The 13,940-nt window shown below is 72.9% G+C and carries 11 protein-coding genes; 8 read left to right on the forward strand and 3 right to left on the reverse strand.

All coding sequences use genetic code 11. From position 1 onward, the window contains the following. Positions 1–12: 12 nt before the first annotated feature. Together eat and IG54_RS0115030 are read right to left on the reverse strand one after the other, a co-directional pair. Positions 13–1,458, reverse strand: a complete 1,446-nt coding sequence (gene eat, locus IG54_RS0115025) for an ethanolamine permease (RefSeq protein ID WP_030782995.1) — start codon at positions 1,456–1,458, stop codon at positions 13–15. Between the two features lie 139 nt (positions 1,459–1,597). After that, on the reverse strand, positions 1,598–2,395 hold the full coding sequence (locus IG54_RS0115030) for a FadR/GntR family transcriptional regulator (protein ID WP_234336173.1): 798 nt from the start codon (positions 2,393–2,395) through the stop codon (positions 1,598–1,600). Positions 2,396–2,470: 75 nt separating this feature from the next. On the opposite strand from IG54_RS0115030, the gene IG54_RS0115035 reads away from it, so the two are divergent. The 6 genes from IG54_RS0115035 to IG54_RS0115060 all read left to right on the forward strand — a co-directional run bounded on the left by IG54_RS0115035 (position 2,471) and on the right by IG54_RS0115060 (position 9,732). Continuing rightward, positions 2,471–3,841, forward strand: a complete 1,371-nt coding sequence (locus IG54_RS0115035; RefSeq protein ID WP_030783001.1) for a glutamine synthetase family protein — start codon at positions 2,471–2,473, stop codon at positions 3,839–3,841. A 7-nt stretch (positions 3,842–3,848) separates the two neighbouring features. After that, positions 3,849–5,225: an aldehyde dehydrogenase family protein gene (locus tag IG54_RS0115040; RefSeq protein WP_030783004.1), complete on the forward strand. Its 1,377-nt coding sequence runs from the start codon at positions 3,849–3,851 to the stop codon at positions 5,223–5,225. Beyond that, positions 5,222–6,004, forward strand: coding sequence for a 3-oxoacyl-ACP reductase (locus tag IG54_RS0115045; RefSeq protein WP_030783008.1), 783 nt, complete (start codon positions 5,222–5,224; stop codon positions 6,002–6,004). Before IG54_RS0115040 ends, IG54_RS0115045 begins: the two co-directional genes overlap by 4 nt. A gap of 78 nt (positions 6,005–6,082) precedes the next feature. Further along, positions 6,083–7,423: a haloacid dehalogenase-like hydrolase gene (locus IG54_RS0115050; RefSeq protein WP_030783012.1), complete on the forward strand. Its 1,341-nt coding sequence runs from the start codon at positions 6,083–6,085 to the stop codon at positions 7,421–7,423. 22 nt (positions 7,424–7,445) lie between these two features. Beyond that, the gene (locus tag IG54_RS0115055) at positions 7,446–8,750 is read left to right on the forward strand and encodes an HAD family hydrolase (RefSeq protein ID WP_030783014.1); all 1,305 of its coding nucleotides are present in this window, start codon (positions 7,446–7,448) and stop codon (positions 8,748–8,750) included. Positions 8,751–8,778: 28 nt separating this feature from the next. Continuing rightward, positions 8,779–9,732, forward strand: coding sequence for a DUF2510 domain-containing protein (locus IG54_RS0115060; RefSeq protein WP_030783018.1), 954 nt, complete (start codon positions 8,779–8,781; stop codon positions 9,730–9,732). Positions 9,733–9,760: 28 nt separating this feature from the next. On the opposite strand, the gene IG54_RS0115065 is transcribed toward IG54_RS0115060, so the two are convergent. Beyond that, positions 9,761–10,963 carry an amino acid deaminase/aldolase gene (locus IG54_RS0115065; protein WP_030783022.1) on the reverse strand — a complete coding sequence of 401 codons (1,203 nt, stop codon included), beginning with the start codon at positions 10,961–10,963 and terminating at the stop codon, positions 9,761–9,763. Positions 10,964–11,134: 171 nt separating this feature from the next. Between IG54_RS0115065 and IG54_RS42925 the strand changes: the two genes are divergently transcribed. Beyond that, positions 11,135–12,682, forward strand: coding sequence for a hypothetical protein (locus IG54_RS42925; RefSeq protein WP_267883636.1), 1,548 nt, complete (start codon positions 11,135–11,137; stop codon positions 12,680–12,682). Continuing rightward, positions 12,682–13,911: a type VII secretion-associated serine protease mycosin gene (mycP, locus tag IG54_RS0115075; protein ID WP_051819521.1), complete on the forward strand. Its 1,230-nt coding sequence runs from the start codon at positions 12,682–12,684 to the stop codon at positions 13,909–13,911. The genes IG54_RS42925 and mycP overlap by 1 nt, the downstream gene beginning before the upstream one ends. Positions 13,912–13,940 lie beyond the last annotated feature (29 nt).

Genomic DNA, 13,940 nt, shown 5'->3' on the forward strand with positions numbered 1-13,940 from the left:
GTCCCGCGGTCATCAGTCGCGCGTCAACTCTGCCTCGGCCGCCGCGAGCGCCGCGAACTCCTCCTCCGGCGCGCGCGCCACGAGGTGCTTGCGGCTGTAGATCCCGAAGTACGCGATCGCGACCGCGTACACCCCGAGCGCGATGAGCGCCGCCGTCACGTCCACCAGGAAGGTGGCGACCAGCGCCGCGCAGGCGAGGACCAGCGCGACCGACGAGGTCAGGACGCCGCCGGGGGTGCGGTAGGGGCGCTCAAGACCCGGCTCGCGGCGGCGCAGCACGATGTGCGACAGCGACATCAGGGCGTACGAGATGGTCGCGCCGAACACCGCGACGTTCAGCATGCGGGCGCCGTCGCCGGTCGCCGCGGCGAGCCCGAAGCCGATCGCGCCGGGGACGAGCAGGCCGAGGTAGGGGGCCTTGCGGCTGCTGGTGAGGGAGAGGAAGCGGGGCAGATAGCCCGCGCGGGAGAGCGCGAAGAGCTGGCGCGAACCCGCGTAGATGAGGGAGAAGAAGGACGCCACCAGGCCCGCGAGCCCCGCGTAGTTGATGACGCGGCTCAGGCCCGTCGCCTCGCCGTCCGGCTGGAGCGCCTCGACCAGGGGGTTGCCCGCGTCCTGGATCGCGTCCGCGCCGCGCGCGCCGGCCGACGCGAAGAAGGTGAGGAGCGCGAGGGCGACGAGGATGGCCATCGACCAGCGGATCGCGCGCGGCAGCGTACGCGCCGGGTCCTTCGTCTCCTCGGCCGCCAGCGGCACCCCCTCGACTCCGAGGAAGAACCACATGCCGAAGGGGAACGCCGCCCAGATGCCGAGCAGGCCCATCGGGAGCCAGGAGTTGGCGCCGAAGGCGTCCGCCTCGACGGGGATGTCGTTGAGCTTCGACGCGTCGAAGTCCATGAACGCGCCGACGGCGAAGACCAGCAGCGCCGCCACCGCGATGCCGGTCACGACGAAGCTGAAGCGCAGCGCCTCGCCGACGCCCCACAGGTGGATGCCGATGAAGATGACGAAGCAGGCGAGGTAGACCGGCCAGCCCGAGGTCAGGCCGAAGAGACCGAGCGACGCGACGTAGTCGCCGATGAAGATGGAGATCGCGGCGGGCGCCAGGATGTACTCGATGAGGATGGCCGTGCCCGTCAGGAAACCGCCCCAGGGGCCGAGCGCCCGGCGCGCGAAGCCGTATCCGCCACCCGCCGTGGGCAGCACGGACGACAGCTCGGCGAGTGAGAAGACCATGCACGCGTACATCACGCCCATGAGCGCCATGGCGATGCCGAGGCCGCCGAAGCCGCCCTCGGCCAGACCGTAGTTCCAGCCCGAGAAGTCGCCCGAGACGACGTAGGCGACGCCGAGCCCGGTGAGCAGCAGCCAGCCCGCACTGCCCCGGCGGAGCGTCCGGCGCTCCAGATAGTCGTCCGGTGGTTCGGCTGGGCTCGGCTTGCTGGACTCCACGGTCATGGCACGGCTCCCCTACGACGGCACTGCGGCGGGTGACTCAATGGAACGGATCCATACCTTTGCCGTCCGGGGGCCGAGAAAGCAAGACCCCTGCGTTACGCGATGGTTAACCGCTCCTCACAGGCGCCCTGCCCGCTCCTCAGGTCAGGAATCCCCGCAGCAGCGCCGCCGTCCCCGCGCAGTGCTCGCGCATCATCTCCCGCGCGCCGTCGGCGTCGCCGTCGAGCACCGCCTCCACGAGCGCGGTGTGCTGGCGCTGCGAGTGCTCCAGGTTGCGTACGAGCAGCGGGATGCAGTCCAGGAGGTCGTTGACGGTCGCGCGGACCGCCGCGTACTGCGCGGTGAGCGTCGGTGAGCCGCACAGCTCGGCGAGCGTGAGATGCAGCAGGGTGTCCAGGCGGCGGTACTCCGACAGGGGGGCGTCGTGCGTCTGTGCGAGCGCCGTGCGCAGCCGGTCGGCCTGCTCGCCGGTCAGGCCGTGCGCCGCGCAGAGTCCGGCGGCGCCCACTTCCAGAACCTCGCGGAAGCGCAGCGCGTCCTCCACGTCGACGTCCTTGATGCGGCGGCGCAGCTCGTCCTCGCCCGGCGCCTCGGGGCGTGGCCGTACGAACGTGCCGCCGTAGCGCCCGCGCCGCGACTCGACCAGCCCCTGGTCCGTCAGCACCTTCAGGACCTCGCGGAGCGTGACCCGGCTGATGCCGAGGCGGTCGGCCAACTCCCGCTCCGACGGCAGGCGTTCACCGCCCGGCACCAAGCCGAGGCGGACGACCTGGAGGATCTGCTCCAGGGCCTCCTCGAAGCCGTTGCCCGCCCGCACCGGGCGCAGCACCGGAGTCAGCCGGTCGTCGTCGTGTGCCGCGGGCGCTGCCGTGGGCCCTGTCGTGGGCGCCACCGCAGGTGATCCGCCCTCTTCCGTGCGCTCTTCCGAGTGCGACATGTCCGTACCCCCTTCCCAAGCAAAGGTTCTCCGCAATACCTTATGGCTCCCGGCTGACCCAAGGAGGCATTTCCCGTGGCAGACCGCACACCCCCGCTCGCCGTCCAGGAGCTGACGGCCCTGGTCGCGAGCGGCGAGATCGACACTGTCGTCCTGGCCTTCCCCGATATGCAGGGGCGGCTCCAGGGCAAGCGGTTCGCCGCCCGCTTCTTCCTCGACGAGGTCCTCGAACACGGCACGGAGGGCTGCAACTACCTCCTCGCCGTCGACCCGGAGATGAACACCGTCGACGGATACGCGATGTCCTCCTGGGACCGCGGCTACGGCGACTTCGCCATGCACGCCGACCTGAGCACCCTGCGCCGCGTCCCCTGGAACGAGGGCACCGCGATGCTGATCGCCGACCTCGCCTGGAGCGACGGATCGCCCGTGGTCGCCGCGCCCCGGCAGATCCTCCGCCGCCAGCTGGAGCGCCTCGCCCAGCTCGGCTACACCGCGCACGTCGGCACCGAGCTGGAGTTCATCGTCTTCAAGGACACCTACGAGCAGGCCTGGGACGCCGGATACAAGAACCTGACCCCGGCCAACCAGTACAACATCGACTACTCCGTCCTCGGCACCGGCCGCATCGAGCCGCTCCTGCGCCGCATCCGCAACGACATGACCACCGCCGGCCTGGTCGTCGAGTCCGCCAAGGGCGAGTGCAACCCCGGCCAGCACGAGATCGTGTTCCGCTACGACGAGGCCCTCGTCACCTGCGACCAGCACGCCATCTACAAGACCGGCGCCAAGGAGATCGCGGCCCAGGAAGGCGTCTCGCTCACCTTCATGGCCAAGTTCAACGAGCGCGAGGGCAACTCCTGCCACATCCACCTCTCGCTCCAGGACGCCGACGGGAACAACGTCATGCGGGGCTCCCAGGACGACCCGGGCGGTATGTCACCCGTCATGCGGCACTTCCTGGCCGGACAGCTCGCCGCGCTGCGCGACTTCTCCCTCCTCTACGCGCCCCACATCAACTCCTACAAGCGGTTCGTGCCCGGCTCCTTCGCGCCGACCGCCGCCGCCTGGGGCTACGACAACCGCACCTGTGCCCTGCGCGTGGTCGGCCACGGCCGCTCGCTGCGCTTCGAGAACCGGCTGCCCGGCGGCGACGTGAACCCGCACCTCGCCGTCGCCGGGCTCGTCGCGGCCGGCCTGTACGGCATAGAGCACAAGCTCGAACTGCCGGAGGAGTGCACCGGAAACGCGTACACCGGCGACTACGCACACGTTCCCACCACCCTGCGCGAGGCCGCCGAGCTGTGGGAGAACAGCCCCATCGCCAAGGCCGCCTTCGGCGACGAGGTGGTCGCGCACTACCGCAACATGGCGCGGGTCGAGCTGGACGCCTTCGACTCCGCGGTGACCGACTGGGAGCTGCGCCGCTCCTTCGAACGCATGTGAGGCAGCCTTGCTTGAGGTCCTGAAACTCGACGTACTGAACCCGGCGACGGAAGACATCGTCGCGACCGTCCCCGCCGCCACCGCGCAGGACGTCGACGCCGCCGTCGCCCGGGCCGCGCGGGCCCAGGAGCAGTGGGCCGCGGCCGCCCCCGCCGACCGCGCCCGGCTGCTGCGCCGCTTCGCCGCCCAGGTCGACGACCACCTCGAAGAGCTGGCCCGCCTGGAGGTGCGCGAGGCCGGTCACGTCATCGGCAACGCCCGCTGGGAGGCCGGCAACGTCCGTGACCTGCTCGACTACTCGGCCGGTGGGGCCGAGCGGCTGAGCGGCCGGCAGATCCCCGTGCCCGGCGGCCTGAACGTCACCGTCCTAGAGCCCCTCGGGGTCGTCGGCGTCATCGCCCCCTGGAACTTCCCGATGCCGATCGCCGCGTGGGGCACGGCACCCGCCCTCGCGGCGGGCAACGCGGTGATCCTCAAACCGGCCGAGACGACACCGCTCACCGCGCTGCGCCTCGCCGAACTCGCCCTGGCGGCCGGCCTCCCCGAAGGCCTCTTCCAGGTCCTGCCCGGCGAGGGCGCCGTCGCGGGCAACACGCTCGTCGAACACCCCGGCGTCGCCAAGATCGTCTTCACCGGCTCCACCGGAGTCGGCAAGCGGATCATGGCCTCGTGCGCCGACCGCGTGAAGCGCCTGACCCTCGAACTCGGCGGCAAGAGCCCGAACATCGTCTTCGCCGACGCCGACGTGGAGGCGGCGGCCCTCGCCACCCCCATGTCGTACCTGGACAACTCCGGCCAGGACTGCTGCGCCCGCACCCGCGTCCTCGTCCAGCGCTCGGTCTACGACCGCTTCCTGGAGACCGTGCGGCCCGCCATCGAGTCGGTCGTCGTCGGCGACCCGTCCGACGAGAAGACCCAGATGGGCCCGCTGATCTCCAGGACCCAGCTGGACCGCGTCCGCGCCTACGTCACCCCCGGCGAGGGCATCCACGGAACGGCCCCCGAGGGCCCCGGCTTCTGGTTCCCGCCGACCCTGCTCACCGACGTCGACCCCCGGTCCCCGGTGGCCACGGAGGAGGTCTTCGGCCCCGTCGCCGTCGTAATCCCCTTCGAGGACGAGGCCGACGCGATCCGGCTCGCCAACGCCACCGAGTACGGCCTGTCCGGCTCCATCTGGACGCGGGACGTCGGCCGGGCCCTGCGCGTCTCCGCGGCCGTCAAGGCCGGGAACCTCTCCGTCAACTCGCACTCCAGCGTCCGCTACTGGACCCCCTTCGGCGGCTACAAGCAGTCCGGCCTCGGCCGGGAACTCGGCCCCGACGCCCTCACCGCCTTCACGGAAACCAAGAACGTCTTCATCAGCACGGAAGGTCCCGCACAGTGACTGAGCAGAACATCTGCCGCCGCCTCGTCGGCCGCACCGCCGTCATCACCGGCGCCGGCAGCGGCATCGGCCTCGCCACCGCGCGCCGCCTCGCCTCCGAGGGCGCGAACGTCGTCTGCGGCGACATCGACGAGAGCGCGGGCAAGGCCGCCGCCGAGGAGGTCGGCGGGACCTTCGTGAAGGTCGACGTCACCGACGCCGAGCAGGTCGAGGCGCTCTTCAAGACGGCCTTCGACACCTACGGCTCCGTCGACATCGCCTTCAACAACGCGGGCATCTCGCCGCCCGACGACGACTCCATCCTGGACACCGGCCTGGAGGCCTGGAAGCGCGTCCAGGAGGTCAACCTCACCTCCGTCTACCTCTGCTGCAAGGCCGCCATCCCCTACATGCGGCGCCAGGGCAGGGGCTCGATCATCAACACCGCGTCGTTCGTGGCGCGGATGGGCGCCGCGACCTCGCAGATCTCCTACACCGCTTCCAAGGGCGGCGTCCTCGCCATGTCCCGCGAGCTGGGCGTCCAGTTCGCCCGCGAGGGCATCCGCGTCAACGCGCTGTGCCCCGGCCCCGTCAACACCCCGCTCCTCCAGGAACTGTTCGCCAAGGACCCCGAGCGCGCCGCGCGCCGGCTCGTGCACATTCCGGTGGGCCGCTTCGCCGAGGCCGAGGAGATGGCGGCCGCGGTGGCGTTCCTCGCCAGCGACGACGCCTCGTTCGTGAACGCCACGGACTTCCTCGTCGACGGCGGCCTCACCGGGGCGTACGTCACGCCCCTGTAGTTCATCCTCCGGCCACCACCTCGTCAGCCGGGCGTCGCGGGACGCCCGGCTGACCTGCGTAGACACGGGAGTGTGTTCGTGAACCTCAAGCGCCGCGCCGTCGCGGCAGCAGCCGTACTCGCCGTCGCCTCGGCCGGTCTCCTCACCGTCCAGGCCACCGCGGAGGCCACCCAGACCGCACCCGGCAAGCCGCCCCGGACCGAAGCCGGGGAGCGGCCCGCCCCCTGCCCCGACCTCACCGTCTCGCGCGGCTGGCACGGCGGGAACAAGGCACGGCTCCAGCGCATGATCGACACATACGGCCTCTGCGGGACCCGGGGCCACAAGGGCGGCGCCAAGCCCGTCGCCACCTTCGACTGGGACAACACCGTCATCAAGAACGACGTCGGTGACGCCACCATGTTCTGGATGCTGCGGCACGACAGGATACGTACGCCCCTGGGCGGCGACTGGCACACCACCAGCCGCTATCTGACCGGCCCGGCGGCCGGGGCCCTCGCGAAGGCGTGCCCCGCCACGGGCGCCACGCTCCCCACCCGCACCGACGCCGCCTGCGCCGACGAGATCCTCTCCGTCTACGGCGAAGGCACCACCACCTCGGGCAAGGCCGCCTTCGCCGGCTTCGACCACCGCCGCATGGAGCCGCAGTACGCCTGGCTCGCCCAGCTCACCCGCGGCTGGTCCACCCGCCAGGTGAAGCACTTCGCGGCCGCCGCCCGCCGGGAGAACCTCGCCGCGCCCATCGGCACCGAGCAGCGCGTCGGCACTGGCAAGGTCACCGGCTGGGTCCGCTACTACGACCAGCAGCGCGACCTGATCCGCACGCTCAAGAAGGCGGGCTTCGACGTGTACGTCGTCTCCGCCTCGCCCGAGCCGGTCGCCGAGGTCTGGGCGCGGGGCGTGGGCATCGACGCCCGGCACACGATCGGCATCCGCAACGTCACCGCGCACGGAAAGCTGACCGCGCACCTCAAGGGCTGCGGCACGGTCGGGGACGGCGACGACTCGATGATCACGTACATCGACGGCAAGCGGTGCTGGATCAACCAGGAGATCCTCGGGGTGCGCGACGCCGCCGCCGAGAAGGTCCAACCGGCCGCCAAGCGGCAGGTGTTCGCCGCGGGCGACTCCGACACCGACATCTCCTTCCTGCGCGACGCCACCCGCCTGAGGCTCGTCCTGAACCGCAACAAGAACGAGCTGATGTGCCGCGCCTACGACAACGGCGACGGCCGTTGGCTGGTCAACCCCATGTTCATCGAGCCCAAGGGCGAGAAGGCCGACCCCTACCCCTGCGCCACCACCGGCTACACCGAACGGGACGGCGCAGCGGGCCCGGTTCGCCGTACGGACGGCTCCGTGATCCCCGATCAGAGGGACACGGTGTACGGGGCGCCGACACCGTCGTCAGCCTCCTAGAAAGGATGTACGGTCCACTCACATGCGTAACAGAAACATTTTGGCGCTGACCCTGGCCGCCGCCACCCTGGCGGCCGTGCCGGCAGCTCTCCCCGCGGCCGCCGCCACGGCCGTGCACCCGTCCGACTCCCGCACCCCCGGCGGGCATTGCCCGCAGCTGTCGAAGAAGCTCGACTGGTACGGCGACAACCGCGCCAAGCTCCAGCGGATGATCGACGAGCGCGGCCGCTGTGCGAACCGCGGCCTCGGCCACGGCGGGAAGCGGCCGGTCGCCGCCTTCGACTGGGACAACACCGTCGTCAAGAACGACGTCACCGACGCGACCATCGCCTGGTCGCTGCGGCACGACAAGATCCTGCGCCCCAAGAGCTGGAAGTCCACCAGCAAGTGGCTGACCGACGACGCGGACCGCGCCCTCACCAAGGCCTGCGGCACCGACGTGCCCGTCGGCAAGCCGTTGCCGACCTCCACGGACACCGACTGCGCTGACGAGATCTTCGAGGTCCGCGAGGACGGGAGGACGATGAGCGGAGCCGCCGCCTTCGCGGGCGAGTGGGACCACCGCCACACCGTCCCGCAGTACGCCTGGGTGCCGCAGCTCTTCGCCGGGCACACCGTCCCGGAGCTGGAGTCGTACGCCGCGAAGGCCCGCAAGGAGGCGCTCGCCGCCCCCGTCGGCGCCACGCAGACCGTCGGCACGCACGAGATCCCCGGTTACGTCCGCTACTACGACCAGCAGCGCGACCTGATCCGCACCCTCAAGAGGGCCGGATTCGACGTCTACATCGTCTCCGCGGGCTCCGAACCGGTCGCCGAGGTGTGGTCGAAGAGCGTGGGCATCGACCGCGCGCACACCATCGCCATCCGCTCCGTCCTGGACGGCAGGGGCCGCATCACCCCCTGGAACCAGGGCTGCGGCGGCGTGCCCGTGAACAAGGGCGAGGCCATCCCCTACATCGACGGCAAGCGCTGCTTCATCAACCAGGAGATCTTCAAGATCAAGGGCAAGTCCGCCTGGGAGAAGCAGGACCAGAGCCGCCGCATCGCGCTCGGCGGCGGCGACGCCGACACGGACGTGACGTTCGTCGGCGACGCCACCGGCGCGCACCTCGTGCTGAACCGCAACAAGAGCGAGTTCATGTGCCGCGCGTACGACAACGCCGACGGCCGGTGGGTCGTGAACCCCATGTTCATCGAGCCGATGCCGCACAAGAGCGGCGGCTACCCGTGCGCGACGAGCGCGTACAACGAACACGACGGCCGCAAGGGCCCGGTGCTCCGCGAGGACGGGTCGGTCGTGCCCGATCAGCGGGACTCGGTGTACTGATCGTCGAGGCACGTCCTAGAGTGCCGGGATGAGCATGACGCCTCCGCCCGGCTGGTACCCGGACCCCCATCAGCCCTCCGTCGAGCGCTGGTGGGACGGTGCCGCATGGACCGAGCACCGGCGCACCCCCGAGAACCCCCAGGCGGCCGCGGTGGGGCAGGGCTTCGGCCCGGCACCGGACCCCGCCGCGACCGCGGTGATCGCCCCGGCGTCCGCGGGCGGCGGCCGGGCGAAGGTCATCGCCCTCGCCACCGCCGGTGCCGTGCTCGTCGCGGCGATCGTCACGGGCGCCGTCGCCCTCGGCAAGGACGACGGCGACCCGCAGGGTGCGGCCCCGGCGCCGAGCACTCCGGCCGCGACCGAGAAGAGCGCGAGCCCCACGCCGACGCCCACGAAGACGGCCGATCCCGACCCGGACGTCCTCGTCGACGACCTCAACGGCATCACGATCCCCGTCCTCGACGGCTGGGAGAAGGCCGAGGGCGCCGTCCACGACAAGCCGACCGTCCGGACGTCAAAGACCTTCGACTGCCCGGGCGACGCGGGCGTCTGCCGCCACGGCCAGGTCACCTCGCACCCGGTGACCTCCACCGACGAGACGTCGCCCAAGGCGCTCGCGAAGGGCGACATCGAGGACGCGGCCAAGGAGATCTACGGCGAGAACGCCCTCGGCAGCGAGTACTACGGCGGCATCACCGGCCACGAGAAGGCCGCGGAGGGCACGGTGGCCGTCGCGGGCCGCAGCGGCTACTACGTGCGCTGGAAGGTCCGCACCGATAAAGGCTCCGGAGGGTACGTGCAGTCGGTGGCGTTCAAGTCCAGCATCGGCTCCGAACCGATGGTCATCGTCCGCCTCTGCGTCGGCGCCGCCAAGGACGCCCCGCCCCTCTCCGTCATGGACCGCATCGTCAAGGGCATCCGCTCGACCGACGACAGCGCGACGGGCGGCGGCGTGGGCGAGGACGTCGGCGCGACGCCGTAGGCAGCCTGCCGGTCATCCGGGCATCCGGTCAGAGGAAGGTGCGGCCCTCGCCCCGATACGTCGGCACGCTCCCCGTCACCCGGTCGCCCTCCACCAGATGCAGCGTGTCGAACCGCTCGCACAGCTCCCCGGCCTTGGCGTGCCGGAACCACACCTTGTCGCCGATCCGCAGATCGTCCGCAGGGGGGCCGTGCAGCGGCGTCTGCACCTCGCCCGCACCCTCCCGCGGGTCGTACCGCAGCCCCTCGGGGAGATAGGGCACCGGCGAGCGGTCGGGGCCCGCGACACCCGACGCGGGATAGCCGCCGCCGAGCACCGTCACGGTCCCCGGCCCCGGCCTGCGCACCACCGGCTGGGCGAAGAGCGCCGCCGGCCGGCCGCTGAACGACGTGTAGTGGTCGAAGAGCCGCGGCACGAAGAGCCCCGACCCCGCGGCGATCTCCGTCACCGCCCGCTCGGCCGCGGTGTGCTGCACACTGCCCGTGCCGCCGCCGTTCACGAACTCCAGGTCCGGCGCGAGGGCCCGCACCGCCCCGATGGTCCTCGCCCGGCGCTCCGCCAGCTCCTTGCGGGCCGCGGCCTGCATCATCCTGATCGCCCGCGAGCGCGCCGGATGCCCCTCCACCGCGTCGCCCACCCCCGCGACATGACCCTCGTACGCCATGACGCCCACGAGCCTGAACCCGGGCCGCCGGGCGATGGCGCGGGCCAGCGCGGCCACCTGCACGGGGGAGTGCAGCGGCGAACGCAGCGCACCGATCCGTACCCGCCTGCCCAGCACCTGGAAGGAGGTGTCCAACTCCAGGCAGACCCGCACCTCTTCGGCCCCGCCGTCCCTCGCCTCGTCGATCAGCCGCAGCTGCGCGGGGTCGTCGACCATCACCGTCACGGCCGCCGCGAGCTTGGGGTCGGCGGTCAGCTCGGCGAAACCGGCGCGGTCGGCGGAGGGGTAGGCGAGCAGGACGTCGTCGAAGCCGGAACGCGCGAGCCACATCGACTCGGCGAGCGTGAACGACATGATCCCGGCGAAGCCCTCGCGGGCCAGGACCCGTTCGAGCAGGGCCCGGCAGCGCACGGACTTGCTCGCGACCCGGATCGGCTTCCCGCCGGCCCGGCGTACGAGATCGTCCGCGTTGGCGTCGAACGCGTCCATGTCGATGATCGCGAGGGGGGCGTCGAGGTGTGCGGTGGCCCGGTCGTAGCGGGCCCGGTCTGCGGCACGGGCAGTCATGGCCGAAGCCTGCCAGACCCGATTACCGGAGGGTAGGGGGAGGATCCGGGCAGATCGCCCGAGGGCCCGGTCCGGGTTCCCCCGGGCCCCGCGTCTGCCCGTAGAGTGACGCGCACGGAGCCTCGCCGGGCCGAGCGTTCCGGCAGCCGGAGCGCGAGGAGACGGGGGAGCATGAGCACGGAGGCGGGACGCACCCCGATTCCCCCGCGCCCCACCGCGCCGCCCCGCCCCGCCTCCCCTCCGGACGAGCCGCCGCCCGCGCCGTCCGCCCGCTTCCCCGACGTGCGCCCCCCGGTGGACGACGACTGGCTCCTCGACGCACCCCGCCCCACGGCCGGCACCGAGGACGACGACCAGGCCTCGCGCGTAGCGGCCCTGCTGGCTCCGTTCACCGAGGCGGCACGGGCCGTCGGGCGCGGCGGCGGGGCGTCCGGCGACCCCGCGCCGGGAGACGTGACCGCGCCCCGGCCCGCGACGGCCTTGCTGCCCGGCGCGGCGGAGAACGCGTCCGCCGGGACCGAGTTCCCGGGGACCGGCGCGGCCGCCACAGCGCCGGCCGGGTTCCCCGCGCAACCCCCTCCCGGGGTATCCCCTTCGCGGGACCGGGACCGGGACCGGGACTGGTCCCAAGACCGTGACCGTGACCGGTCACGGGACCAGGGCCGGGTCCAGGGCCGGGACCGGGACACGGCGTCGACCCCTTACGAAGCCGGGCCCCCCGCCCGCGACGTCACGAAGGCCACGCGCGGCCCCCTGCCCCGCCGCCCCGACGACGCCGACGGCGACGCCCCGCCACCCCCACCCGCTTCCGCCCGCCTCCCCGACGCCCCGCCCTCGGGCACCCGCACCCGGCGCGTCCTCGACGCGGGTGACGTACCGGAGCGGCCCGCCGCCGGGCGGCCCTTCGTGTTCTTCGCGCGGCCCGCCCTGTACGACGACACCACCACCCGGCTGCGCCCCGTCAGCGCCTGGGCCCGCCCCCGCGTGGCCGCCGCCGCGGCCTGCGTCGTCCTTGGGCTCGGGCTCATCGGCGGCGCCGTGACCGGCAGTTGGCTCACCGGCGAGTCGTCCGCCACCGGCGGCAACCGCAGTGCGTACGCGGTCACCGGCCGGCTCTGGCACAGCGTCCCCGTCGACCGGCTCTTCCCGCCCACCCTCAAGGGCGAGGGCGCGGGCCCCGGCGGCGCCGACCGGTCCTGGACCCGGATCGCCGTCGCCCCGGACAGCGGCTGCGACGCCGCCTTCGACCCGCTGCTGCACAAGGCCCTCGCCCCGGCCGGCTGCCTGCGCCTGCTCCGCGCCACGTACACCGACGCCACCCGCAGCCATGTCACCACCGTGGGCCTGCTGTTCACCAAGGCGGACGCCGAGGCCATGCGGGCGCTGCGGAACCGTTTCACGCGCGAGGGCCTCGACCGGCGCCCCGATCTCATGCCGAGGCCCTACGCGGCCAAGGGCACGGCGGCCGAGGACTTCGGGGACGCCCAGCGCGCGTCCTGGACGGTGTCCGTACTGCCGGACGCGCCCGTCGTCGCGTACGCCGTATCCGGGTTCGCCGACGGCCGCGCCGTCACGGACCCGGAGCCCGCCACCGAGGCGATGGGCAGCAACACCGCCTCGGCGCCCGCCCAGTCCGGCCTCGGCCACGAGGCGAAGGGCATCGCCGACCGCGTCGAGCGAGGCCTGCGCAAGACCATCGCGAAGGCGGACAAGGCGTGATGAGGCCCCGTCAGTCACTGGCCGCCGCCGCGGTCGCCGCCGCGCTGGCCCTCGCCCCCGCGGCCCCGGCGCACGCCGACGACGGCATCCGCGCCCAGCAGTGGGGCCTGGACGCCATGCACACCGGCCAGGCCTGGCAGACCACCAAGGGCGCCGGCATCACCGTCGCCGTCCTCGACACCGGCATCGACGCCCAGCACCCCGACCTCGTGGGCAACGTCCTCGAAGGCAAGGACATGGTCGGCTTCGGCGCCCGCCGCGGCGACCGCCCCTGGGCCCGGCACGGCACCGCCATGGCCGGCATCATCGCGGGCCACGGACACGGCGAGGGCCGCGGCGACGGCGTACTCGGCATCGCGCCCGAAGCGAGGATCCTGCCGATCCGCGTGATCCTCGAAGACGGCGACCCCGCCCGCAAGAAGGCCCGCAACACCCGCGGCAACGCGCTCGCCGAAGGCATCCGCTGGGCCGCCGACCACGGCGCCGACGTCATCAACCTCTCCCTCGGCGACGACTCCAAGTCCGCCCACCCCGAACCCGCCGAGGACGCCGCCGTCCAGTACGCGCTCAAGAAGGGCGTCGCCGTCGTCGCCTCCGCGGGCAACGGCGGCGAGCGCGGCGACCACGTCTCCTACCCGGCCGCCTACCCCGGCGTGATCGCCGCGACGGCCGTGGACGAGAACGGCGACCGCGCCTCCTTCTCCACCCGCCGGTGGTACGCCACCGTCGCCGCGCCCGGCGACGACATCGTCATCGCCGACCCCGACGGCAAGTACTACGAGGGATGGGGCACCAGCGCCGCCTCCGCCTTCGTCTCCGGCGCCGTCGCCCTGATCCGCGCCGCCCACCCCGGCCTCACGCCCGCGCAGATCAAACAGCTCCTGGAGAACACCGCCCGCGACGCACCGCCCGGCGGGCGCGACGACTCCCGCGGCTTCGGCCTCATCGACCCGGCGGCCGCCCTCACCCGGGGCGCCGCACTCGGGCGGGACAAGCCGCGCGCGGCGGCGTACGGCGAGAAGTACTTCGGCCCCGGCCCCGACGCGGCGGAGGGCGACAGCGGCCCCGCCGCCTGGGTCGGGCCCGTCGCGGGCGGCCTTGGCGTGGCCCTGCTGGCGGCCGGCACCTATCTGTGGCGCGGGCGGCGGGGCCCCCTGCCCGAGGCCGTGACCCTGCTCCTCGGGGGACGGCGCGTCCCGCCGGCAGGGGCGCCGGGCGGCCCTCCCTAGGGCCGGACTAGGGTCGACACCGTGGCGAA

The organism is Streptomyces sp. NRRL S-920 (genome assembly GCF_000717945.1).
Classification (GTDB): Bacteria; Actinomycetota; Actinomycetes; order Streptomycetales; family Streptomycetaceae; genus Streptomyces; species Streptomyces alboniger.